Genomic DNA, 23,484 nt, shown 5'->3' on the forward strand with positions numbered 1-23,484 from the left:
AACCAGCAGCCCGCGACGTCCGCGGGGCTTGCTTGAGCCGTATGCCGCGACGAGTGGCACGTACGGTTCTGAGGGGGCGGGGACGCAGTAATGCGTCCCCGCTACCCGACTCGGCCGCAGGGCTGGTTCCGGTGATGCGACTGGCCGAGACCGCCGGTCTGCACGAGCTGTTCGGCCGCCATCTGAGCGTCGGTTCACCGAACCCGGCGGTCAAGTCCGCGAGCATCGTCGCGGGGATGCTCGCCGGTGCCGACAGCATCGACGACCTCGATGTTCTCCGCCACGGGGCGATGAACCGGCTGTTCGGCGGGGTGCGGGCGCCGTCGACGCTCGGCACCTACCTGCGCACGTTCACCCTCCCCCGCAAGCGGGCGGTACCCCAGGGCATGTTCAGCAGCTCGACGCCGTGGCGGCACGCCGCGCCCGCTGGGCCACGCTGCGCACTCACCTGATCAACGTCCCCGCCCGGATCGCCTCTTCCGCTCGTCGGCTGACCATGCACCTGCCCACCGACTGGGCATGGAAACAGGCCTGGTCCAACCTGTTCCGCATCGCGAGCAGCCCACCCGCAGCCACCACCTGACCGCCGACCCCGAACGGGTCACGACCGAGGACACCAGTGGAAACGCCGGGCAGACCGGCGAGACACTCATGCCCGAAACCGGAACAACGTCCGAGAACGATCGGATATCAGACTCGGATCAACGGCGGTGGATCAGGGCTCAGCGGCCTCGATCAGCTTGAACGCCATCGCGAGCCCGGCCGTCCGCGAGCCCGGCCCCTTGGTGACCTTGCTCCTCAAACGCACTGTCGCGAAAGTAGATTCGATGGGGTTCGTCGTGCGCAGATGGATCCAATGCTCCGCCAGTGACGAGAATTACACTTGTCGCACCTATGTCTTGAGTCATGGAAAGTGTCTCGAGTCATGGAAAGTTCTCGAAAGCGACGACCTCGGAGTGCCGCTACCCGTCGTGCCTCGACTCCCACAACCCGATCACGTTCCCCTCGGTATCGGAGAAGTACGCCGCGAACCCCATGTCGCCGACGGGCATTCGCCCCGTAACCGTCTTCCCGCCGAGCGATTCGATCCTCTGCAGCGCGGCGTCGATGTCCTCGACGTCGACGGTCACGACGGGACTCTTCAACTCGTCGCGTCGGAACATGCCCCCGTTGATGTACCCGGGTTCGGTGGAGGTGCCGGTCTCGTCGACGGGACCGGTGGTGACGAGGGTGTAGTCCATGCCGGGGACGTCCGCGAGCGACCATCCGAACGCGTCGCGATAGAAGGACCGGGCGCGGTCACCGTCGTCGTAGGGGAGCTCGAAGTGCACGATGCGTCCTGCCATGGCGTTCGCCTCCTGTGCGACCGGAACGACCGGGTTTCAGCGTAGCCTCCGCGAACGGGTGGACCCGCCCGATCGAGGCCGATCGGCGCTAAGCCACCGCTAAGAGGGTGCGGGTGTACTCGACCGCAACATCCCGGTCGAGCGAGGAAGAACCATGCACGAGAGCACGTTGACCGTCCACCTCCGGGCGGTGCTGCAGTTGACGCGGACGCAGATCCAGATCTTGGCGGCGCGCCGGGATCGCACGGCCGACCCGGTGCGCCTGCGGGAGATCGCAGACGATCTGGAGCACGCGCTCGGCTACCGGGACGCTCTGGAACAGGCCCTCCAGGATGGCGGTGCGCCGGCCGAGCGCCCGTCGGCGCGGGCCGCGCGCCTGAGTCGCTGCGTGGAGCAGATTGCGACGTCCGGCGACGGGCGCCGGGTGGCGGTGCTGGAACGGGTCCTGCACGAGCAGCTGGTGGACCGCACCCGAGCGCTGGCTCGGCTCACCGCGGCCGGCGACCATCGGCCGGTCCACTACTGGGCACGGCGCTATCTGGCGCACTGCCGGAGCTTGGGCGAACCGCAACCGGCCGGCGGCGACGAGCGGTGGTCCGTCAGGTCACGGTGACCGTCATGCTCCGCTCGTCCGCCGACATGTGCTGGGCCCGCTGCAGCTGCAGCGACACCGGCCAGGTACCGGGCCGCTTGGCGCGCAGGTAGAGGATGCGCTCGCTGCCGGCTCCGGGGAGCGGATTCCGGGACGGCACGAATCGCACGTCGCTGAGCAGGAGACCCTTGCCGATGTGGGTCGGGCACCAGGTGTAGTCGCGGGAGGTGTTCTCCGGCAGGTGCAGTTCGATGGTGTCGCCCACGGCGACCTGCAGGTCCCGGGGTCCGGTCGTCACGTGCCTCATTGGACCAGAGTACGGCGGGTTTGTGATCTATGTCACTATCGGGAGCGATCCGGGGGCCTCGTTCGTCGGAACACGTGTCGAGGGTCCGCGAGGCGGGTATCCGGACCACCGTCATGGGAATCGACCAGGGAGTGGGAAGTCATATGGCCGCATCGGTGTCAGACGAGTTCGAGATCGAGGCGACGCCCGAGCAGGTGATGCGCGCGTTGACCGACATCGAGCGCATCCCGGAGTGGTCGTCCTCTCACAAGGACGTACGGGTCGAATCGCGACACGACGACGGCCGGCCCCGCCTCGTGCGCATGACGCTCGCACTGTTCGGCATCTCGGACACGCAGGTGATCGAGCACGAGTGGACCGAAGAGTCCACCTCGTGGACGCTGATCGAGAGCGAGATGCAGCACTCCCAGGACGGCGAGTACCGCCTGACCCGCACCGAGCGCGGGACGCGCGTGCGGGTGACGATGTCCACCGACCCGAAGATCCCGGTGCCGGGCTTCATGCTCAGGCAGGGCCAGAAGCACGCGGTGAAGACGATCCGCAAGGGTCTGACCGAGTTCGTCCTGCGGCACTACGCCTGACCCGGCACTACGCCTGACCCGGCACCAGGTCCGACACGACGCCAGGTCCACACAGCGACCAGGCCTCGGCACGACGAGCCGCCGGCGCGTCGTGTACGCCGGCGGCTCGTCGCTTTCCGGGATCAGCTCAGGTGGTGGACCGCCTGAAGCCCGTACACCGGCGTCGGGATCCCCTCGTGCCGGGCCTTGAGCTGCAGCGCCAGGTACAGCGAGTAGTGCCGCGACTGGTGCAGGTTGCCGCCGTGGAACCACAGGCCCTCCTGCCGGGTGGGCTTCCACATGTTGCGCTGCTCGCCCTCCCACGGGCCGGGGTCCTTGGTGGTCTCCGAGCCCAGGCCCCAGCACTTGCCGACCTTGTCAGCGACGTCCTGGCCGATCAGGTCCGCCGCCCAGCCGTTCATCGAGCCGTAGCCGGTCGCGTAGACCACCAGGTCGGCCTCGAGTTCGGTGCCGTCCTCGAGGATCACGCTGGTCTCGGTGAGCTCGCGGACACCGCCGTGGGCCAGCTTGATCTCGCCGTCGGCGACGAGTTCGGCGGCACCGACGTCGATGTAGTAGCCGGACCCGCGGCGCAGGTACTTCATGAACAACCCGGAGCCGTCGTCGCCGAAGTCGAGCATGAACCCGGCCTTCTCGAGCCGGGCGTAGAAGTCGGCGTCGCGTTCCCGGATCGCGTTGTAGACGGGAATCTGGAACTCGTGCATGATCCGGTACGGCAGCGACGCGAACGTCAGGTCGGCCTTGGCCGTCGTCATCCCCGCGGCCAGGGCCCGCTCGGAGTACAGGTCGCCGAGGCCGAGGTCCATCAGCGAGTCGGATTTGACGATGTGCGTGGACGAGCGCTGCACCATCGTCACGTCGGCGCCGACCTCCCACAGCGCGGCACAGATGTCGTGCGCCGAGTTGTTCGCACCGATCACCACGGCCTTCTTGCCCGCATACGCGTCCGGTCCGGGGTGCTGGCTGGAGTGGTGCTGGTCCCCGCGGAACCGGTCCATGCCGGGGAAGGTCGGGATGTTGGGCTTGCCGGACATGCCGGTGGCGAGCACCAGCTGCTTCGGCCTCAGCACAACGGGTTCGCCGTCGCGGACCACGTTCACGGTCCACTCGCCGGTCGCCTCGTCGTAGGACGCCGAGGTGCACGTGGTCTTGGACCAGTAGGGCACCTCCATGACCTTGGTGTACATCTCGAGCCAGTCACCGATCTTGTCCTTGGGCGCGAACACCGGCCAGTTCTCGGGGAACGGCATGTACGGCAGGTGGTCGTACCAGACGGGATCGTGCAGGCACAGCGACTTGTAGCGGCCGCGCCACTGGTCGCCGGGCCGGTCGTGCTTGTCGAGCACGAGCGCGGGCACGCCGAGCTGGCGCAGACGGGCGCCGAGGGCGATGCCGCCCTGGCCGCCGCCGACGATCACGACGTACGGCTGGGTGGTGTAGCCGAGTTCGCGCTCCTCGGCCTCGCGCTTCTCGGACCAGGTGACGCGGTTGCGGTCGGCGCCGTGCTGCACACCCTTGGGCCGGCGGACGCCCTTGCTCTCCTCGTGCCCCTTCAGCTCCTGCATGGTGGTGAGCAGGGTCCAGGCGCCCTCGTCCTTCAGCCGCAGGTGCCCGACGCCGCGGCCGACCGCGGTCTCGAACGCGATCCAGGCGCTGACGACGCCGCCGTCCTCGGTGGGGGGCTCGGTGGTGCGGAACCCGCTGGGGTCGGCGTCGTGCAGCCGCGCGCGGAGCATGTCGGCGACGCCTTCCCGGCCCTCGACGGTCTTGAGGTTCCAGGTGAAGGCGACCAGGTCACGCCAGAAGCTGTCGGTGGCGAACATGCCCGCGGCGGCCTCGACGTCGCGCGCGGCGAGGGCGGCCTCGAAGTCGGCCAGCCACGCGTCGACCCTCTCCTGCGGTCCGGTGATCGCGGCGTCGGGTGGGGTCAGTGTGTCGGTCATTGCGTGCTCCTCGTCCTGAACTGTTGTGATACAGAGCACACCGCACGGCAGGTGGGTGCGGCCAGCGTTGCATCGTGTTGCACACGGCCGCAGGACCCCGGCGGCCCCGCATCGACGCGGGTCGTCTCGCGCCGAGAAGCCGCAAACCCGGCGACGGTTCGTCCGGGATGCGAGGGTGGAACGGTGAGAAACGGACATGCTCGCCCGGCAGCGGTCGCGGCGGGCCTCGCCGTCGCGGTGTCGACCGCCGTGGGATGTGCGCCGGCCGTCGACTGCGGCGCCGTGATCACGCCGCTGCACGAGCCGGTCGGCGCGTGCCTGCGATTCGGCGTGAGCACGCCCGGCGGCCCGACCGCCGTCGACGAGTTCGAACGGGTCGCCGAGATCGCGGGCACTCCCCCGACCGTGGTGCTGTCGTTCTCCGACTTCGCCGCGCCGCCGCCCGTCTCCGGGCTCGCCGCGGTACGGCGGCTGGGCGCCGACCCGATCGTCACGTGGGAGCCGTGGCGCTGGCTCGGCGACGGGCGGTACGAGGGCAGCGAGTTCACGATGGCGTCGATCGCCGCGGGCGTGCACGACGACTACCTCTACCGCTGGGCCGACGAGCTCGCCGCGTGGGGTTCGACCGTCTACCTGCGTTTCGCGCACGAGCCGAACGGGACCTGGTACCCCTGGAGTCCGGCCGGGGGGACGCCGCCGCACGTCTACGTCGCCGCGTGGCGTCACGTGCACGAGTTGTTCGCGTCGAAAGGGGTGGCCAACGTGAAATGGGTGTGGGCTCCGAACGTCTCGTTCGAGGGCAGCAGCGCGATCGCGGACCTGTACCCGGGGGCGGAGTATGTCGACGTGGTCGGGGTCGACGGATACAACTGGGGTGCCACGCAGCCGTGGAGCCGCTGGAGGTCGCCGCGGGAGCTGTTCGAGGAGACCCTCGACCAGCTCGGCCGGATCGCGCCGGGCAAGCCGATCGTGGTCACCGAGGTGGGCAGCACCGACGTCGGCGGTTCGAAGCCGGACTGGGTCGGCGACCTGATCTCCTTCCTCGACGACCGGACGGACGTGGCAGCGTTCGTCTGGTTCGATCACGACAAGGAAACCGACTGGCGGCTGGCGAGCACCCCGGAATCGGCTGCCGCGCTGGCGGAAGCCCTGCAGAGGGAGCACCGCTGACATGACGACCGACACCTCGCACCTCCCCGACGACCTCGAGGACGAGCGGGTCCGCGACCTCGAACGGCTCGAGGTCCTCGACACGCCGCCGGAGGACCGGTTCGACCACATCACCCGCATGGCCCGGCACGTGTTCGGGGTGCCCATGGCGAGTGTGGCGCTGCTCGACCGGGACCGGCTCTGGTTCAAGTCCGTCCAGGGGCTCGACCTCGTGCAGGTGCCGCGCGAGGAGAGCATGTGCAAGACCACGATTGCGCGCACCTACCACCACCCCGGCGATCCGACGCTGATCGTGGAGGACGCCTCCGCCGACCCCCGGTTCGCCGGCATTCCCGGTGTCGGCGGCGACGACGGCGTCCGCTTCTACGCGGGCTACCCGTTGTACGGTCCGGCGGGTCATCCCGTCGGCACGTTCTGCATCTACGACACCGAGCCCCGGACACTCGAACCCGACCAGCTCGACGCGTTCGCCGAACTTGCCGAATGGGCGCAGCGGGAACTGCAGCGCGCCGACGAACTCGATCGCGCCGCCGCGATGCAGTCCCAGCTGCTGCCGCGACCGTTGACCGGGCTGCCCGGATTCGAGGTGCAGGCCGTGTGCATTCCGGCGTTCGTGGTCGGCGGCGACTTCTACGACCACTATCGGTTGCGCGGCGGGTTGGTCGTCACCGTCGCCGACGTGATGGGCAAGGGCCTCGGCGCGGCGATCCTGTCCTCGGCGGTGCGCTCCACGTTCCGCGGCGCGTCCCGGGTGATGGAGCGGTTCAGCCACGCCGAGGCGTGCAGCGTCCTGGACACGGGCGCCGCGCTCGGCGCCGCCGCCGAGAACCTCACGGACGACTGCGAACACACCGGCACCTTCGTCACCGTGTTCCATGCCGCGGTCGAGTTCGCCACCGGGTCGGTGGACTACGTCGACGCCGGGCACGGCCTGGCCGCGATCCGCCGCACGGACGGCTCCGTGGTGCCGCTGGCAGGCACCGGGCTACCCGTCGGCGTGCTCCGCGAGACATCGTGGCAGGCGCAGTGCACGCGCCTCGAACCCGGTGACACGCTGGTGATCTGCTCCGACGGGCTGCTCGACCTGCTCGACGAGCACAGCGACCGGGAGGCCCTGTACCGGTTCGTGGCGGAACATGCGACGCCGCACGACCTGACCGAGGCGGCGCGGGCACTGGCCGAAGGCCACCCACCGATGGACGACGTCACCGTCGTCGCGGTCCGTCGCTGCGAGGACGCGTGAGTGCGGCCGGCGCGGACCGCTACCCGTCGCCGGGGCTGCGGATCCTGATCACCGCGACGGTGCTGCTCGGCGTGAACTACGTGGTGTGGCGTTGGCTGTTCTCCGTCAACTGGTCCGCGTGGTGGATCGCGGTGCCGCTCGTCGTCGCCGAGACGTACAGCCTGATCGACTCGATGCTGTTCGGGCTCACGATGTGGCGGTGGCGCCGGCGGGCCGCGCCGCCGATCCCGCCGGACGGGCTGACCGTCGACGTCTTCATCACCACCTACAACGAGCCGGTCGACCTGGTGATCGGGACCGCCGAGGCGGCGGCACGCATCCGGTATCCGCACGAGACGTGGATCCTCGACGACGGGGAGCGGCCCGACTTGGAGCGCGCCGCAGCCGAACTCGGGGTCCGGTACATGACGCGGGCGGCCAGCTGGACGAACAAGCCCCGCCACGCCAAGGCGGGCAACCTCAACAACGCCCTGCTGCACACTCACGGCGAGTTCATCCTCGTCCTCGACGCCGACCAGGTGCCCGACCCGGAGATCCTGCACCGCGCCCTCGGCTACTTCGAGGATGAGCGGACGGCCTTGGTGCAGACACCGCAGTACTTCGTCAACGTGCCGGACTCCGATCCGCTGGGCAGCCAGGCCCCGCTGTTCTACGGCCCGATCCAGCAGGGCAAGGACGGCTGGAACGCCGCCTTCTTCTGCGGCTCGAACGCGATCCTGCGCCGCGAGGCGCTGATGCAGCTGGGCATCACCGGCTACGTCCGTGCCGTCGAGGAGGGCGTGGTGCGGGCGCTGCGCACGGCCGGCAAGGTGCTCGACCGGGCGCGATCCGAGGCCGGTGCGAACCAGCCGGAGATTCTCGCCGCCCTCGATTCGGTGCGGGTGGCCGTGCGCACGGCCCGCGCGGCCGTCCGGCAGGGACAGCCACTCGCCGAGGTGACCTACCGGTTCCAGCAGAGCGTGGACGAGGCCGCGCGGGCCGTGGTCGACGCGGACGCCGGATCGATCCGCGCAGACCTGGAGGCGATCGCCGCCCTGACCGCCACCCCCGGGTCCGACGCCGACGGAGTTCTGCTCGACGAGACGACACTGTCGCGCCTCGCCGACCGCGAGTGGTCGCCGCTCGGGGCGCTCGAGTCGATCCGCACGATGATCCGCGCCGTCGACGTCAGCCGCGACGACGAGGCCGAACCGACGCTGGCGCTGGCGACGATCTCGGTGACCGAGGACATGGCCACGTCGATGCGCCTGCACGGGATGGGCTGGAAGTCGGTCTACCACCACGAGGTGCTCGCGCGCGGTCTCGCGCCGGAGGATGTGGGCACAATGCTCACCCAGCGGCTGCGCTGGGCGCAGGGCACGATCCAGGTGATGCTGCGGGAGAATCCGCTCGTGCAGCGAGGATTGACGATCCCGCAGCGGCTGATGTACTGGGCAACGATGTGGAGCTACCTCGCCGGCTTCGCGGCCGTCGCCTACATCGCCGCGCCGGTGATCTACCTGATCTTCGGAGTCCTGCCCGTGCAGGCCTACAGCTGGGACTTCTTCGGCCGGCTCATCCCGTTCCTGCTGTTGAACCAGCTGCTGTTCTTCGTGGTCGGTCGGGGCACCCCGACCTGGCGGGGGCAGCAGTACAGCCTGGCGCTGTTCCCGGTGTGGATCAAGGCGTGCTGGACGGCATTTCGCAACGTGTACCTGCACAAGCCCCTCGACTTCGCGGTGACCCCGAAGACGCGGCAGGGCCGCGCCACGCTCCCGTGGGGCAAGGTGCGGTACCAGATCGCGGCGATGGCGCTGCTGGTGATCGCGTCGGCGGTGGGCGTGGTGCGCTGGTATCTGGGCGCGAGCTCGGTGCTCGGCGTCGGCGTCAACCTGTTCTGGGTGCTGTTCGACCTGGCGATCCTGAGTGTGGTGATACCGGCGGTCCGCTACCGCGGGCCCGACATGGAAGGAAAACGATGACGCACTTCGCAACCCGCACCACCGGCTCGGACGTGGTGGTGGTCCGGCCCGAGGGCCGGCTGAACATGGTCGCCGCACCGCGGCTGCGGGAACAGCTGCGCGGCCTCGTCGAGGGCGGGTCCGCCCGCGTCGTCGTCGACCTCGGCGGCACCGAGTTCATCGACTCGTCGGGGCTCGGGGCGCTGGTGTCGGGGCTCAAGGCCGCCCGGCAGGCCGGCGGGGACCTGCGACTGGCGGCGCCCACGGCGCAGGTGCGCAGCGTGCTGTCGCTGACGAGCCTCGACCGCGTGCTGCGCACGTACGACTCCGCGGACGCCGCGTTCGATGGCGACTGACCCCGGCGCGGGATCTTGGGCTCTGACGACGGTCACGGGCGCCGACACACTCACCGACGTGCACGCGCTGATCGAGGAGATGATGTGCGCGGGGCAGGTGGAGGACGAGGATCGCTTCCCCTTCGAGATCGCGGTGGCCGAGATCGCCGCCAACATCGTCGAGCACGCCGGCGACGGCGCTCCGGTCACGATGCGGCTGAAGCTGCGCCTGTCCCCGGACCGGATCGAGGCCCGCTTCCACGACGACGGCCGGCCCGCGCGCGTCGACCTCGAGACGGTCCGGATGCCCGGGGACATGGCCGAGCGGGGCCGGGGCCTGGCGATCGCCTTGGCGGCGCTGGACGAGTTGTCCTACCGCAGGCGGGGCAGCAGCAACCGGTGGATCCTCGTGCGGGAACGGACCGACCCGGCATAACCGCGCACCGGTCCGCCCGTGGCCGGCCACGCGACCGGCCCGGCGTCCGCACTCGCCGCGGCGACCGAGATGCCGACTTTGTCCGGACCACGCCCGTTAACTTCCCGTTAAGTCGACCCACGCGCGACCGCTCGGACCGCCGGAAAATCCCAGGCCGGCGCCGCGCATCTGCCGTTTCGTCGAACGTCGGGATCGACGGCTCGCCGATGTGTCTATTACAGCGGCGGAGCGGGAACCTCAGACTCAGGCGGTCGAGAGGTACATCACACTCGATACCAAACCTGGTTGTGAAGGGGTTCCCATGTCGAACAGCGATCAGCCCGAGCTGAGGCACACGCTCGAGAAGCGGCACCTGTCGATGATCGCGATCGCGGGCGTCATCGGTGCGGGCTTGTTCGTCGGCTCGGGCGCTGCGATCCGGGAGACCGGTCCCGGGGTGCTGGTCGCCTACGCACTCGCCGGAGTCGTCGTCGTGCTCGTGATGCGCATGCTCGGCGAGATGGCGGCGGCGAATCCGCAGACGGGGTCGTTCTCGGCGTATGCCGACCGGGCCATCGGACGATGGGCCGGGTTCTCCATCGGATGGCTCTACGCCTGGTTCTGGATCATCGTCCTGGGCATCGAAGCGACGGCCGGCGCGGTGATCATGAACCGCTGGATTCCCGGCGTGCCCCAGTGGACGTGGGCGCTGGTGCTCATGGTCGTGCTGACGCTGACCAACATCGCGTCGGTGAAGTCGTTCGGCGAGTTCGAGTTCTGGTTCGCCGCAATCAAGGTCACGGCGATCGTGGCGTTCCTCGTGCTCGGCATCCTCGCGATCTGCGGCTTTCTGCCCGGCGTCGAGGCGCCGGGACTGAGCAACCTCACCGGTCACGGCGGCTTCTTCCCCAACGGGACAGGTGCCGTACTCGCCGGGGTCCTCGTCGTGGTGTTCTCCTTCTTCGGAGCCGAGATCGCGACCATCGCCGCCGGCGAGTCCGCCAACCCGGCCGAGGCGGTGCGCAAGGCGGTGCGGTCGGTCGTGTGGCGGATCCTGATCTTCTACATCGGCTCGATCGCCGTCGTCGTCACCCTGCTGCCGTGGGACGACGCCTCGGTGGCGTTGAGCCCGTACGTGGCGGTCATCGACTCCTTCGGCATCCCGGCGGCCGCCACCATCATGGACGTCATCGTGCTGACGTCGGTGCTCTCGTGCCTGAACTCGGGCCTGTACACCGCCAGCCGCATGATCTTCTCCCTGTCGCGCCGTGGTGACGCCCCGCCGTCGCTGGCCACCATCGGGCGGTCCGGTGTGCCCCGCAACGCAGTTCTCGTCTCCACCGTGGTCGGCTTCCTCACCGTGGGCCTGAACTACCTCTACCCCGAGACGGTGTTCCTGTTCCTGGTCAATTCCTCCGGAGCGATCGCCCTGTTCGTGTGGCTCGTCATTGCCGCGTCCCAGCTGCGCATGCGCCGCTCGCTCGAGGCCCAGGGCCGGGAGCTGTCGCCGAGGATGTGGCTCTTCCCGTACCTCACCTGGTTCACCATCGCGGCGATCGTCGCGCTGTGCGCCGGCATGATCGCCCTGGAGAGCACGCGCAGCCAGATGCTGACGTCCTCGGCCCTCGCCGCCGTCGTCGTCGGAGTCGGCGTCTACCGGCAGCGCCGCAGTGCCGCTCCGATTGCGCCGGTGGACGCGAACGCCGGGGTCGCCGACGTGGTCCCGGAAACCACCTGACGGACCGGCCGGTGTCGCCGTCGCGGGTACCTCCCTCACCCCGGGGGCGACGTCGTGTCCCGAGGTCCGCAGCGCCGCTCAGAACAGGGTGGGGTCCGCCGACTCGGCTGCCGGCCGTGGCGGCACTGCGGCCGGGCGCCGGTGCTCGGCCACGCGCGCGCCGAGCCCGTAGCGGGCCACCAGCGGATCGACGCGGTCCTTCAACCACGTCTTGTACTCCGGTGAGACGTACGCGCCGCGGCCGTAGATCTGCCGGTATCGCCGAAGCAGGGCGGGGTGCTCCTGACCCAGCCACGACAGGAACCAGCCGCGGGTGGCGCCGCGCAGGTGCATCGGCAGCACCGTCACGCCGGTCGCCCCCGCCGCCGAGATCGCGCCGAGCAGGTCGTCGAGGTGGCGGGTGGAGTCGGTGAGGCACGGGATGACCGGGGCGACCATGACGTGGCAGGGCAGGCCGGCGTCGCTGACGGCGCGGATCAGGTCCAGGCGCGCCTTGGGCGACGGGGTGCCGGGTTCGATCTGCTTCTGCAGGTCGGGGTCGCCGATCGCGAGGGAGACGGCGACGCCGACGTCGACCTGCCCGGCGGCGAGGGTGAGCAACGGCAGGTCGCGGCGCAGCAGCGTGCCCTTGGTCAGGATCGAGAACGGCGTGCCGGATTCGGCGAGGGCCCGGATGACGCCGGGCATCAGCCGGTAGCGGCCCTCGGCCCGCTGGTACGGGTCGGTATTGGTGCCCAGGGCGACGTGCTCGCGCTTCCACGACCGTCGCGCGAGTTCCCGGCGCAGCACGGCCGCGACGTTGGTCTTGACCACGATCCGGCTGTCGAAGTCACGGCCCGCGTCGAGGTCGAGATACTCGTGGGTCGGGCGGGCGAAACAGTAGCGGCACGCGTGCGAGCAGCCGCGAAAAGTGTTGACGGTGAAGCGGAACGGCAGGTTCGATGCCTCGGGAGTCTTGTTGAGCGCGCTCTTGCACAGCACCTCGTGGAAGGTGATGCCCTCGAACTCGGGGGTCTGGACGCTGCGGACGAGCCCGGCCCGTTCGAGGCCGGGGAGCGCGCCGTCGTCGACGTCGAGAGTCTGTGCCGCCCACCGCATGCAGTCAGTCGAACATACGTGCTAACGACAGTCAAGCGCGGGGCGGCGGGGACGGCCTGACAGAATTCCGGGCCATGACCCGTGTGAACATCTCGTCCGGCTCCGAATGGGAGCCCAGGATCGGCTACTCCCGCGCCGTGCGCATCGGCAACCAGATCGCCGTGTCCGGCACCACCGGCGCCGGCGACACCCTCGCCGACCAGACGCGCGCCGCACTGAAGACCATCGAGGCCGCGCTCGGCGAGGCCGGCGCCTCGCTGACGGACGTGATCCGCACGCGCATGTACCTCACCGACATGTCGACATGGGAGGAGGCCGCGCTCGTGCACGGCGAGGTGTTCGGCGAGATCCGCCCGGCCTCCACCATCCTCGAGGTCTCGAGTCTCATCGACAAGGGCCTGTTCATCGAGATCGAGGCCGACGCCGTCGTGTAGGCGGCTGTGCCGCCGGTGTGTCCTTCCGGCGGAAGGGGCCGCCCAAAGGGCACACCGGAGCTACGCGGCCGCTGCCTCCCAGCGGGCGCGCTCGGCGGCGAACGCCACCGACTGCACCTGCTGGAAGGCGTCGATCGACGCGGCGTTGCCGGCCAGGAACCGCTGGTGCTCGGCCAGGGAGAACGTGCCGTCGGTGATGTCCACTCCCCCGCCGCGGCCCGCCGCGAGGTCGGCGCGCAGGTCCATCAGCTCCTCCGGTTCGACGGGGTACCAGGAGATCCGGTCGAAGAAGCGCAGCAGCCACGGTGTGCCGGCCTCGAACGGGCCGGCGGCCTGCGGGTGGCGGTGGTTCCACACCTGGGTCGTGCGGCCGACGAACTGGTAGCCGCCCGGGCCTTCCATGCCGTAGATGCACAGGTACGCCCCGCCGATGCCGACGGCGTTCTCCGGCGTCCACGTGCGGGCCGGGTTGTATTTGGTCGTCACGAGCCGGTGCCGCGGGTCGAGCGGGGTCGCGACCGGCGCCCCGAGGTACACGTCGCCGAGGCCGAGCACCATGTAGTCGGCGGCGAAGACGGTGTCGAACACGTCGTTCACCGAGTCGAGGCCGTTCATCCGGCGGATGAACTCGATGTTCCACGGGCACCACGGCGCGTCCGCCCGCACCCCGTGCATGTACCGCTGGATCGCTTCGCGGGTGGCCGGGTCGTCCCACGACAGGGGCAGGCGCACCCGCCGGCTCGGCACCACGAGCTCGTCGCTCGACGGGAGCTGCTCCTCGGCCTCGCCGAGCAGGTCGAGCAGCGTCGGCACCGGCAGCGCGTCGGGGTCGACCTTGACCTGGAGCGACCGGATGCCGGGGGTGAGCTCGAGCAGGCCCGCGGGACGTTCGGCGTCGAGCCGCTGGTGCAGCGCGTGCACACGGGCCCGCAGCGCGAGATCGAGCGTCATGTCGCCGTATTCGACGAGGACGTTGTCGTCGCCGCTGCGCCGGTAGGTGACGGCGGTGTCGCCGTCGCGGCGGGCGAGGACGCCGTCGTCGCCGTCGCCACCGGGCGAGACCACCAGCGACAGCCCGGCGCGGCGGGCGACGCCGAGTGCGCGACGCGACGCGGCGTGCTCGGCGCGGACGGGCACGAACCGCACCGTGTGCCCGGGCGCGAGCTGACCGAGCTTCCACCGGTCCGCGGCGACGACGGTGACGGGACAGACGAATCCGCCCAGGCTCGGGCCGTCGGGCCCGAGGAGGATGGGGGTGTCGCCGGTGAAGTCGAGCGCGCCGACGGAGTACGCGTTGTCGTGGATGTTGGACGGGTGCAGGCCGGCCTCCCCGCCGTCGGTGCGTGCCCACTGCGGCTTCGGCCCGGTCAGGCGCACGCCGGTGCGGTCGGAGTTGAAGTGCACCTCGTAATCGGTGGCGTAGAGCGTGTCGATGTCGCTGCGGGTGAAGAACTCCGGCGCGCCGTGCGGGCCCTCGGTGACGGCGATCTCCCAGCGCGCGGTCATGGCCGGCACGTGCTCGGCCGGCACCGGGGCGGCCGCTCCGGTCGCGGCCTCCCCGACGACGAGCACGTCGCCCTCGGTGAGGGTGCGGCCCTCGTGGCCGCCGAACCTTCCGAGGGTGAAGGTGGCTGCGCTGCCGAGGAATTCGGGGACGTCGAGTCCGCCGCCGACGAGTACGTACACGCGCAGGCCGGGGCCGGCGACGGCGCCGACGTCGAGCACGCCGCCGGCGGGGACGGTGACGGGACGCCACTGCGGGACCACCGTGCCGTTCACCGTCACGGTCGCCGGGGCGCCGGTGACGCACACCTCGGTGGCGTCGGTGAAGCGCAGGGCCGGTCCGGCCATGGTGGATTCGAGGCCGGGCGCGCCCTCGGGGTTGCCGAGCGCGGCGTTGCCGAGGCGGAACGACAGGTCGTCCATCGGGCCGGAGGGCGGGACCCCGATCTGCCAGTAGCCGGTGCGGCCCGGATAGTCCTGCACCGTGGTGAGCATGCCGGGACGGTCGACGGTGATCTTGGTGGTCATGACGGTCGGGCCTCCGGTCGGGTGACGATCATCCGCACCGCGGTGGGGTCGAAACCGTTGCACGGATTGTTGATCTGCGGGCAGTTGGAGACGAGGACGAGCACGTCGCGGTCGGCGCGCAGCGCGAGGCGCTTGCCGGGCGCGGAGAGGCCGTCGACGATGCCGAGGGTGCCGTCGGGGTCGACGGGCACGTTCATGAAGAAGTTGATGTTGGAAACCAGGTCGCGTTTGCCCAGACCCCACCGGGCACCCTCGATGAGGAAGTTCTCGACGCAGGCGTGCTGGTGCTTGGTGTGGTGGCCGTAGCGCAGGGTGTTCGACTCCTGCGAGCAGGCGCCGCCGACGGTGTCGTGGTTGCCGACCTCGTCGGCGACGAGGGTCATCAGTTCCTCGCCGTCGGCGGCGCGCAGCACCGAGCCGGCGGTGAGGAACAGGTTGCCCTGCGCGGCGACGGTGGCGGCGGCGCTGTAGCGGACGGTGGTGTCGTGGGCGTCGTAGATCAGGGTGTCGACGGCCTGGTTGCCGTGCAGGTCGACGATGGTGAGCACGTCGCCGGCGGCGACGACGGCCGACCACGGTCCGCGGGCACCGGCGATCTCGTCGCGGATCACGGTCCCGGGGACGAGCGCCGGCAGGTCGAGGGTCGAGGTCATGATCAGTGCTCCGTTCCGGTGGCGGCAGTCCAGGCGTCCTCGGCGTTGAGGACGGCGCGCCGGTATTCGGGGTCCGTGTTCGGCAGGACGTCGAGGTCACGCGGGGCGTGCCAGGCGAGCACCTCGAGGGTGGTGGTGGGGAACCCGGGTGCCGGGTCGAGGGGGTGGGCGGTGTTGGCGATGAGTGCGATCACCGGCAGGTGGATCAGCAGCTCGACGCAGGCTCCGGCGCCGGCGGTGCCGGTGCTGGTCAGGGCCCCGTCGGCCGCGACGCGCACGCCGTGGAAGAACGACAGGGACGGCGGCAGGTCGCGCGGGGCGAGGCCGTGCTTCGCGGCGGCGACGGTGAACAGCTCCCGCCCGGCGGGGGCGTGCGAGTGCAGGCTGCCCGCACCGTATTTCGCCGTGTTCCCGGCGAGGTTCGTGGTGCCGCACAGGGCGTCGTGGCGGCCGGAGGTGTCGGCGACGACGGTGGCGAGCACCCGACCCTGGTCCGACAGCAGCGGGTGCCCGACGCCGAGGTAGGCCTGCCACGGCACCTTGACGGTGTCGGCGACGTTGAGCCGCTCGTGCGGGGCGTCGGCGCGGAAGAGCAGCAGGTGGGCGCAGGCGGCGCCGTCGATGTCGCGCAGCCGCAGCCGCGTGCCGCGGGCGAGGGCCTTGGCGGTGTAGCGGCCGCCGGGCACGGTCTCCGCCCAGGTCATGGTGGCGGTGCGGCCGCCGGGCGGGGTGGGGTACGCGGTGGCGGGCACGGTGGGCATGCCGTCGGTGACGGTGCCGGCCTGCGCGCGGGCGTGCGCCTTGGCGGCGTGGGTGGTGGCGGTGTCGAGGACGTCGGTCATCTCAGGCTCCGATCGTGACGGGGTTCGGGTGCGCGGCGCGGCGCGGGAAGCACAGGGCACCCAGGGCGACGACGGCGGCGACGGTGAGCGGCGCGGCCCACTGCATCAGCGGCATGGTGCCGTCCGGGTTGAAGATCTCGGCGCGCGGCCAGGACAGGTTGACCACCATCAGCAGGCCGTACGCGACGGCGAGGGCGTTGACGGGCAGACCCCATCGGCCGAGGGAGAACAGCGGGTTGCCATCGGCGTCGGTCGCCGTGCCGTCGTGCGGCCAACCGCGCAGCCGGCGCAGCAGCAGCGGCACGGTGACCATCAGGTACGCGAGGTAGATGAGCACGATGCACACGCTCGACAGGGTCGCGAAGATCGCGCTGTTGCCCATGTTGACCGCGAGGATGCCGATGCACACCACGCCGATCAGCACGGCCGGCGCGATGGGAGTGCCGGTGCGGGCGTTGACGTGCGACAGGATCTTCGACGCGGGCAGGCGCTCGTCGCGGGCCATCGAGAAGATCAGGCGCGACGCGGCGGTCTGGATGGCCAGGGTGCAGATGAACACGGCGATGGCGACGTCGACGAGGAGCAGCGTGCCCCACGGCGAGGACAGGATGGCGCCGAGCACGTAGGGCAGGCCCTCTGCGGCGAGGCGGCCGTCGGTGAGACTGGGGGCGGCCATGAGGGCGCCGAGGATCATCAGGCCGCCGCCGAGGGCGGAGACCGACAGGGCGAGGCGGATGGTGCGGGGTGCGACGCGCCGCGGGTTGCGGGTCTCCTCGGCGAGTTCGCCGGCCGAGCCGAAGCCGACCATGACGTAGGCGGCCATGAGGCCCGAGACGATCCACGCCCAGCCGTAGCCGGGGGCCTCCCCGGTGACGCCGGTGTCGAGGACGACCTGCGGGCCGCGGACGGCGTGGGTGAAGAACATGCCGATCACGGCGACGACACCGACGATCTCGCAGGTGACGCCGATGCTGTTGATCCGCGACATCCAGTTCACGCCGATGCTGTTGATGATCGTGGTGAGCACGAGCAGCACCGAGCCGAGCAGGACGGCGTTGGCGGCGCCGGAGGAGGAGGTCAGCGACGGGTCGTCGCCGATGATCTGGAATCCGCTCCAGATGTTCGGCAGGACCACCTGCAGGGCGATCGCGGCGGCCGAGGCGGTGACCATCTGGGCGAGGATCATGAACCAGCCGGCGAACCAGCCGACCACCTCGCCGCCCATCCGGCGGGCCCATTGATAGATCGCCCCGGAGATCGGGTAGCGGGCCGCGAGTTCGGCGAAGTTCAGGGCGACCATGAACTGACCGGCGAAGACCACCACCCACGTCCAGAAGAAGGCGGGGCCGCCGAAGCCGAAGCCGAGGCCGAACAGCTGGAAGATGGTCGTCAGGATGGAGACGAACGAGAAGCCGGCGGCGAAGGAGGCGAACTTGCCGAGGTTGCGGTGCAGCTGCTGCTGGTAGCCGAATTCGCCCAGGTCGCCCGCGTCCTGGTGCGAGGCGGTCGGTGCAGCGGCAGCCGGCCGGGTGAGCGTCAGGCTCATGGCGGTGTCCGTTCTGTGCGCGGTGGCGGCGGCCGGGTGACCGTCGAAAAACTGTCGAGTGACAGTTTTCGCGAGGTCACGTCTTGTCCGAATGACCGCGGCGTAACGAGTTCGTGACCGACGTTTCCTCCGTGTGACGGTCTGCTCACCGCCCGCCCGGGGCGCTGTCACCGTCCGATCTGTGCCATCGTCGAGGACGTGACCCACGCCCGTCCCGGACGCCCCCGACTGCACCGGCCACGCCGGCCCGGTTCCACCGCGCGCGCCGAAATTCTCGACGCCGCAGCGGAACTGTTCACCACACGTGGATTCGCGTCGACCTCGACGCGGCTCGTGGCCGAGGCGGTCGGCGTCCGGCAGGCCTCCCTGTACAACCACTTCGCCACCAAGGACGACATCCTCGCGGCGCTGCTCGAGCAGACCGTCGCGCCCACCCTGTCGTTCTGCGAGCGCCTCGGCGACGACGCGCCCGCCGAGGCGCGGCTGTACGCCCTGGCACTGTTCGACACCGCGCAGCTCGTCGCGGGACGCTGGAATCTCGGTGCGCTGTACCTGCTTCCGGAGGTGCGCACCGAGCGCTTCGCGCAGTTCCACACCGCCCGGACCGGTCTGCGCGAGTGCTACCGGCGGCTCACGGTCGCCGTCCTCGACCGCCTCGGCGCCGGCGCGGACGCCGACGACCCGCGCGCCGATCTGCCGTTCCGGCTGGTCGAATCCGCCATCAACATCCGCGCGGACCGGGGCACGGACGCCGTCGCCGACCTGCCCGACGTGCTGGCGGAGGCGGCGCTGCGCGTGCTCGGATTCACCGCGCCCGCAGAGCCCGTGCGCGACGTCGCCCGCACGCTCGTCGCCCGTGTCGCCGACTCGAGTTAGAGTGCTGCGCACGCGAATCTGATTGGGGGGTCATCATGAGCGGTTTACTCGACGCTGTCGGCTCGTTCTCGACGGGAGGCGGCGTCCGTGTCGTACCCGACGGGGTCCGGGCCTTCGGCAGCGCATCCCTGCGCGCCGCGGAGGAGGTCGCCCGCGCGGGCGCGATGGATCTGCAGGCCAACGTCTCGTCGCTGAGCCCCGCCATGGGCCTGATCGGCGCGGACTTCGTCGCGGCGTTCGCCGTCACGCAGGGTGCGCACACCCGCGCCGTCGCGCAGCTGGCATACGTCTACACGTCCGGCGGTGTCGCCGCGCACGACGCCGCCACCCGGTACGAGGCGCTCGACGCAGCGGTCGCCGCGGGCCTCGGTGCGGCCGCGACGGGACTCGGGGGCGCGCGGTGATCGCACAGGAGACGCCGGTCGCCTCGCCCACCGTCCTCGACGCGCTGCGCGCGTCCCCCGCCGGCCCGGTCCTCGACCTGCCGCTGCCCGCGCCGCCACCGGCCCCGCCGACGTGGTTGCCCGAACCCAGGATCGATCCGATAACCGAAGTGCTGCAGTCTATTCCGGTTCCGGCAGTGCCGGGAATCGACGAAATGCTGTGTCCACTGCGCGACCTCGGCGACCTGTTCGGTACCGGCATCGTCGACGCGCTCGATCCGTCGGCGGTCCTGCAGCAGTCGTCGCGGGTGCTCGACGGGGCGGCGTCGCTGGCCCGCACGGCACTGCACGCACTGCCGGACTCGTGGGAGGGCGCACCCGCCGAGGCGGCGCTCGACAAGGGTCGCCAGGCCCAGGTCAGCGCGGTCGAACTGAGCGAACGGGGCGACGAGATCGGGGCCGTCACGCGCGCCGCCACCGCGAGTGTCGAGCGGGGCAACGTCGAACTCGGCGGGATCGCCCAGTCCTTCCTGGCCTTCGCCACCGCGACCGCACCCGTCGCGCTGACGCCGCCGGGTCAGATCGCGCTGCTCACCGCCGCCGCCGAGCATGTATCCGCGGCACTGGCGGTGGTCGCGCGCACCCGCGGCGAGCTTCTCGGCTACACCACGGCGATGAACGCCCTCGCCGCACCGATCGCCGTGCCCGCCCCCGTCGCCACGCCCGGCCTGCCCGCTCCGGCCGACGTCGCAGCGGCGGCTACGGGAGCTGTGGATACCGTCGCCGACGCGGTCGGTGTGTCCGGAGACCTTCCCGCGCAGACGCACGCCGCGGCGTTCGGGGGTGGCACCGTCACGGCCGGCCCCACGATGACCGCCGCGACCGCACCGGCGAGCACCGGCGCCGTGACGCTGGGCTCCGGGAGCGCCGTGGCGCTGGGTTCCGGGAGCGCCGTGGCGCTGGGCGCGGGCGGCGCCACGGCCCTCGGGACCGCGGGCGGAGGTCTCGCCGGCACGCCGTCGGGACCGCGACCGCCCACGTCCGCTCCGGTGACGGCCGCAGCTGCGGCCGCACGTCATCCGCTCCCCGCCGCCGTCCCGGGCACCGGACGCGCCGACGAGGACGCTCCGCGACGGGCGCGTCCGACGATCCTGGTGACCGCGGCGAACACCACCGCCGTGATCGGCGAGGTGCCGCCGGCGACCGCCCCGGTGATCGGGGCAGGCGACGACTGGTGATTCCGAGTCCCCCGTCCCGGCGCGCGGGGCGGGGTGGGGCGGGGCGGGGACACGGTCGACGGCCACTGCGGTGTCCGTGACCCGCGGTTTCCTTCTGCGAGGACGATGCGGGCCGCGTACCGTGTAAACGCATGTTCGACGGCGGGGCCCGCAAGCTTGGTGTCGAGGAGGAATTCCACCTCATCGACGCGAAGACCCGGCGCCTCACGCCACGCGCCCCGGAACTGCTCGCGCGCCTGCCCGGCGACGTCTACGTCGAGGAACTGCAGCGCTGCGTCGTCGAGGTCAACAGCGGTGTGTTTCCGGATCTCGCGGGTCTCCGCGCAGATCTGGTGCACCGCCGGTCCGTTCTCGTCGACACCGCCGCCGAGCTCGGCCTCGGCATCGCCGCCGCGGGCGCGGTCCCACTGGCCGTGCCCGCGGAGATGCAGGTCACCGAGACGCCGCGGTATCGCCGCATGCTGGCCGACTACCAGCTCCTGGCCCGCGAGCAGCTGATCTGCGGCACCCAGGTGCACGTGGACATTCCCGACCGGGACGAGGCGGTGCAGGTCGCCAATCGGGTCGCCGCGTTCCTGCCGATCTTCCTCGCCCTGAGCGCGAGCTCGCCGTTCTGGGCCGACGGCACGGACACCGGATATGCCAGCGTCCGCAACCTGGTGTGGATCCGGTGGCCGAGTACCGGGCCGGCCGCGCCGGTGTCGTCGGCCGCAGAGTACGACAGGCTCATCGCGGACCTGGTCTCGACCGGCGTGATCACCGACCCGGGCATGGTGTACTTCGATCTCCGCCCCTCGGACCGGTATCCGACCCTCGAGCTGCGCGTGTGCGACAGCTGCCCGTCGGTGGACACGATCACGCTGATCGCCGGGCTGTTCCGCGCCCTGGTCGATCGGGAGGTGACCGACCTGCGGGCCGGTGTCCCGGGGCTCGACGTCTCGCCGACCCTGGTGCGCGCCGCCATGTGGCGCGCCTCGCGCTCCGGCCTCGAGGATTCTCTGGTCGACGTGCAGTCGGCCACCCCGCGGCCGGCAAGGGAGATCGTCGACGGACTGATCCGGTCGCTCCGGCCCCAGCTCGAGGCGAACGACGACTGGGCCCTGGTATCGGAGCTCGCGGAGACCGCCCTGCAGGTCGGCAGTTCGGCCGCCCGCCAGCGGCGGGTGCTGCGCCGACGGGGCCGCCTGACCGACGTGGTGGATCTGCTTCTCGACGAAACCGCGGGGCGCGTGCGCGCGGTGCCGGAGATCGCCGATCCCGGTGCAACCCTGCTCCACGGCTACGTTCCGCTGCGAGCGGGCGACGTGGACGACCGGTACGACGAGGCCGTCGAGGTCGGCGGGCGTCCCCGTCGCGAGTACGAGGCGGTCCTGGCCGCGGTGGCGCGGGTCGGTGCGGCCGAACTGCGCCGCATCCAGGAGTCCATCGACCGGGAACAGAGCGTCGACGGCGTGACGTTCCGGGTGAGCGGCGAGGACCGTGCCCAGGTCTTTCCCATGGACATCGTCCCGCGCATCGTCCCGCACACCGAATGGTCGCACCTGGTCCCGGGTTTGCAGCAACGCGCCCTGGCCCTCAACGCCTTCCTCGGCGACATCTACGGCGAGCAGGCCGCGGTGCGGGACGGGGTGATTCCCTCCGAGTTGCTCGACCGTGCACCCGGCTATCGGGCCACCGGGGCCGCCGCAGCGAATCCCCCGGTGCGCGCCCACATCTGCGGGATCGACCTCGTCAGCACGGGCCCGGGTGACTTCGTGGTGCTCGAGGACAACCTGAGGGTTCCGTCGGGCGTGGGGTATGCGATGGCGCATCGCGCGATGACGACACGGTTCCTCGGGGCCCTCGGCATGCCGGCCGACGTGATGTCCGTGGACTCGATGCCGGAGATGACGCGGCAGACGCTGCAGGCGGCGGCGCCCGCAGCGGCCGCGGGACCGGACGTCTCCGTGGCGCTGCTCAGCGCCGGGTGGAAGGACTCGGCGTGGTTCGAGCACCGGTTGCTGGCCGAGAAGTCCGGACTGCCCCTCGTGCTGACCGGGGAACTGTCGGTACGCGACGACGTCGTGTACCGGCACCGGGGCCGCGAGGCTACGCGAGTGGACGTGCTGTACGTCCGCCTCGACGAGGACATGCTGCTGTCCTCGATCGGGCACGACGGGAACCCGCTGCGCAGGGGGCTCCGGGCCGCGCTGCAGGCCGGCAACGTGACGATCGCCAACTCCCTGGGGAACGGGGTCGGGGACGACAAGGCCGTCTATTCGTATGTGCCGGCAATGATCGCGTACTACCTCGGCGAGAAGCCGATCCTCGAGCAGGTGCCCACATGGGTGTGCGCCGAGCGTGAGCAACGCGACTACGTCCTCGACCGGTTGGCGGAGCTGGTGGTCAAGCCGATCGACGGGTTCGGCGGCGCCGGTATCACCATCGGCCCGGAAGCGTCGCGACACGAGCTGCTGGAGCGGCGGCGGGACCTGCTCACCCACCCGGAGCGGTACGTCGCGCAGGAGGTCGTGCCGTTGTCGACGCATCCGACGTTCGACGGGAGCGGCCTGTTTCCGCACCATATCGACCTGCGCGCATTCGTTCATCTGCGGGCCGAGGGGCCGTCGGTGCGTGCCCACGTCGCTCCGGGGGCGCTGACCCGGGTGGCCCCTATCGGGAGCATGGTCGTCAATTCGTCCCGGGGCGGCGGGGGGAAGGACACCTGGGTGCTCGGTCCCCCACGCGGCGCGGGCAGCGACGAATAACCGGAGGGTGTGAGCCGGAAGGAGAG

The 23,484-nt window shown here is 70.9% G+C and carries 21 protein-coding genes and 3 pseudogenes; 15 read left to right on the forward strand and 9 right to left on the reverse strand.

Annotated elements, in window-relative coordinates; all coding sequences use genetic code 11:
- Positions 1-53: 53 nt before the first annotated feature.
- A pseudogene (locus tag ACWPOB_RS10400) lies at positions 54-418 on the forward strand (IS1380 family transposase); the annotation flags it as partial.
- Positions 419-583: pseudogene (locus tag ACWPOB_RS10405) on the forward strand (IS1380 family transposase); the annotation flags it as partial.
- A 138-nt stretch (positions 584-721) separates the two neighbouring features.
- Here the strand turns inward: ACWPOB_RS10405 and ACWPOB_RS10410 are convergent.
- Together ACWPOB_RS10410 and ACWPOB_RS10415 are read right to left on the reverse strand one after the other, a co-directional pair.
- Positions 722-865, reverse strand: a pseudogene (locus ACWPOB_RS10410) (IS256 family transposase); the annotation flags it as partial.
- Positions 866-962: 97 nt separating this feature from the next.
- On the reverse strand, positions 963-1,346 hold the full coding sequence (locus ACWPOB_RS10415) for a VOC family protein (protein WP_100057012.1): 384 nt from the start codon (positions 1,344-1,346) through the stop codon (positions 963-965).
- Between the two features lie 154 nt (positions 1,347-1,500).
- On the opposite strand from ACWPOB_RS10415, the gene ACWPOB_RS10420 reads away from it, so the two are divergent.
- Positions 1,501-1,959, forward strand: a complete 459-nt coding sequence (locus ACWPOB_RS10420; protein WP_455400760.1) for a hypothetical protein — start codon at positions 1,501-1,503, stop codon at positions 1,957-1,959.
- Here the strand turns inward: ACWPOB_RS10420 and ACWPOB_RS10425 are convergent.
- Positions 1,946-2,245: a protease inhibitor I42 family protein gene (locus ACWPOB_RS10425; RefSeq protein WP_455400761.1), complete on the reverse strand. Its 300-nt coding sequence runs from the start codon at positions 2,243-2,245 to the stop codon at positions 1,946-1,948. The genes ACWPOB_RS10420 and ACWPOB_RS10425 overlap by 14 nt on opposite strands.
- Positions 2,246-2,388: 143 nt before the next feature.
- On the opposite strand from ACWPOB_RS10425, the gene ACWPOB_RS10430 reads away from it, so the two are divergent.
- Entirely contained in the window at positions 2,389-2,826 is a 438-nt protein-coding gene (locus ACWPOB_RS10430; RefSeq protein WP_100057015.1) for an SRPBCC family protein, read from the forward strand.
- Between the two features lie 122 nt (positions 2,827-2,948).
- On the opposite strand, the gene ACWPOB_RS10435 is transcribed toward ACWPOB_RS10430, so the two are convergent.
- A complete protein-coding gene (locus ACWPOB_RS10435; protein ID WP_455400762.1) occupies positions 2,949-4,769 on the reverse strand; it encodes an NAD(P)-binding domain-containing protein in 1,821 nt (606 codons plus the stop codon).
- 183 nt (positions 4,770-4,952) lie between these two features.
- On the opposite strand from ACWPOB_RS10435, the gene ACWPOB_RS10440 reads away from it, so the two are divergent.
- The 6 genes from ACWPOB_RS10440 to ACWPOB_RS10465 all read left to right on the forward strand — a co-directional run bounded on the left by ACWPOB_RS10440 (position 4,953) and on the right by ACWPOB_RS10465 (position 11,610).
- Positions 4,953-5,939, forward strand: coding sequence for a glycoside hydrolase family 26 protein (locus ACWPOB_RS10440; RefSeq protein ID WP_455400763.1), 987 nt, complete (start codon positions 4,953-4,955; stop codon positions 5,937-5,939).
- A gap of 1 nt (position 5,940) precedes the next feature.
- Positions 5,941-7,182, forward strand: a complete 1,242-nt coding sequence (locus ACWPOB_RS10445) for a PP2C family protein-serine/threonine phosphatase (RefSeq protein WP_100057016.1) — start codon at positions 5,941-5,943, stop codon at positions 7,180-7,182.
- Positions 7,179-9,143 (forward strand): glycosyltransferase, encoded by a 1,965-nt coding sequence (locus ACWPOB_RS10450; protein WP_455400764.1) that lies wholly within the window; start codon positions 7,179-7,181, stop codon positions 9,141-9,143. The genes ACWPOB_RS10445 and ACWPOB_RS10450 overlap by 4 nt, the downstream gene beginning before the upstream one ends.
- Positions 9,140-9,478, forward strand: a complete 339-nt coding sequence (locus ACWPOB_RS10455; RefSeq protein WP_455400765.1) for an STAS domain-containing protein — start codon at positions 9,140-9,142, stop codon at positions 9,476-9,478. The genes ACWPOB_RS10450 and ACWPOB_RS10455 overlap by 4 nt, the downstream gene beginning before the upstream one ends.
- Positions 9,468-9,893, forward strand: a complete 426-nt coding sequence (locus ACWPOB_RS10460; RefSeq protein WP_455400766.1) for an ATP-binding protein — start codon at positions 9,468-9,470, stop codon at positions 9,891-9,893. Before ACWPOB_RS10455 ends, ACWPOB_RS10460 begins: the two co-directional genes overlap by 11 nt.
- 301 nt (positions 9,894-10,194) lie before the next feature.
- Complete coding sequence (locus ACWPOB_RS10465) at positions 10,195-11,610, forward strand: amino acid permease (protein ID WP_455400767.1); 1,416 nt, start codon at positions 10,195-10,197, stop codon at positions 11,608-11,610.
- A 78-nt stretch (positions 11,611-11,688) separates the two neighbouring features.
- Here the strand turns inward: ACWPOB_RS10465 and ACWPOB_RS10470 are convergent, their stop codons facing one another.
- Positions 11,689-12,708 carry an Rv2578c family radical SAM protein gene (locus ACWPOB_RS10470; protein ID WP_455400768.1) on the reverse strand — a complete coding sequence of 340 codons (1,020 nt, stop codon included), beginning with the start codon at positions 12,706-12,708 and terminating at the stop codon, positions 11,689-11,691.
- Between the two features lie 74 nt (positions 12,709-12,782).
- On the opposite strand from ACWPOB_RS10470, the gene ACWPOB_RS10475 reads away from it, so the two are divergent.
- Positions 12,783-13,142: a RidA family protein gene (locus ACWPOB_RS10475; protein ID WP_029543516.1), complete on the forward strand. Its 360-nt coding sequence runs from the start codon at positions 12,783-12,785 to the stop codon at positions 13,140-13,142.
- Between the two features lie 60 nt (positions 13,143-13,202).
- Here ACWPOB_RS10475 and ACWPOB_RS10480 read toward each other — a convergent pair whose 3' ends face one another.
- Genes ACWPOB_RS10480 through ACWPOB_RS10495 form a run of 4 tightly spaced genes read right to left on the reverse strand, consistent with a single transcriptional unit; the run spans position 13,203 to position 18,214 of the window.
- Complete coding sequence (locus ACWPOB_RS10480; protein WP_455400769.1) at positions 13,203-15,173, reverse strand: 5-oxoprolinase/urea amidolyase family protein; 1,971 nt, start codon at positions 15,171-15,173, stop codon at positions 13,203-13,205.
- A complete protein-coding gene (locus ACWPOB_RS10485) occupies positions 15,170-15,826 on the reverse strand; it encodes an urea amidolyase associated protein UAAP2 (protein WP_455400770.1) in 657 nt (218 codons plus the stop codon). The genes ACWPOB_RS10480 and ACWPOB_RS10485 overlap by 4 nt, the downstream gene beginning before the upstream one ends.
- A gap of 2 nt (positions 15,827-15,828) precedes the next feature.
- Complete coding sequence (locus tag ACWPOB_RS10490) at positions 15,829-16,668, reverse strand: urea amidolyase associated protein UAAP1 (RefSeq protein WP_455400771.1); 840 nt, start codon at positions 16,666-16,668, stop codon at positions 15,829-15,831.
- A gap of 1 nt (position 16,669) precedes the next feature.
- Positions 16,670-18,214, reverse strand: a complete 1,545-nt coding sequence (locus ACWPOB_RS10495) for an amino acid permease (RefSeq protein ID WP_100058752.1) — start codon at positions 18,212-18,214, stop codon at positions 16,670-16,672.
- 198 nt (positions 18,215-18,412) lie between these two features.
- On the opposite strand from ACWPOB_RS10495, the gene ACWPOB_RS10500 reads away from it, so the two are divergent.
- The 4 genes from ACWPOB_RS10500 (at position 18,413) to ACWPOB_RS10515 (ending at position 23,458) form a co-directional block, all read left to right on the forward strand.
- Positions 18,413-19,090: a TetR/AcrR family transcriptional regulator gene (locus ACWPOB_RS10500; RefSeq protein ID WP_006930622.1), complete on the forward strand. Its 678-nt coding sequence runs from the start codon at positions 18,413-18,415 to the stop codon at positions 19,088-19,090.
- 35 nt (positions 19,091-19,125) lie between these two features.
- Positions 19,126-19,494 carry a type VII secretion target gene (locus ACWPOB_RS10505; RefSeq protein WP_455400772.1) on the forward strand — a complete coding sequence of 123 codons (369 nt, stop codon included), beginning with the start codon at positions 19,126-19,128 and terminating at the stop codon, positions 19,492-19,494.
- Positions 19,491-20,711, forward strand: a complete 1,221-nt coding sequence (locus ACWPOB_RS10510) for a hypothetical protein (protein ID WP_455400773.1) — start codon at positions 19,491-19,493, stop codon at positions 20,709-20,711. Before ACWPOB_RS10505 ends, ACWPOB_RS10510 begins: the two co-directional genes overlap by 4 nt.
- 131 nt (positions 20,712-20,842) lie before the next feature.
- Entirely contained in the window at positions 20,843-23,458 is a 2,616-nt protein-coding gene (locus ACWPOB_RS10515) for a glutamate--cysteine ligase (protein WP_455400774.1), read from the forward strand.
- Positions 23,459-23,484 lie beyond the last annotated feature (26 nt).

This window comes from Rhodococcus sp. 2H158 (genome assembly GCF_053764755.1).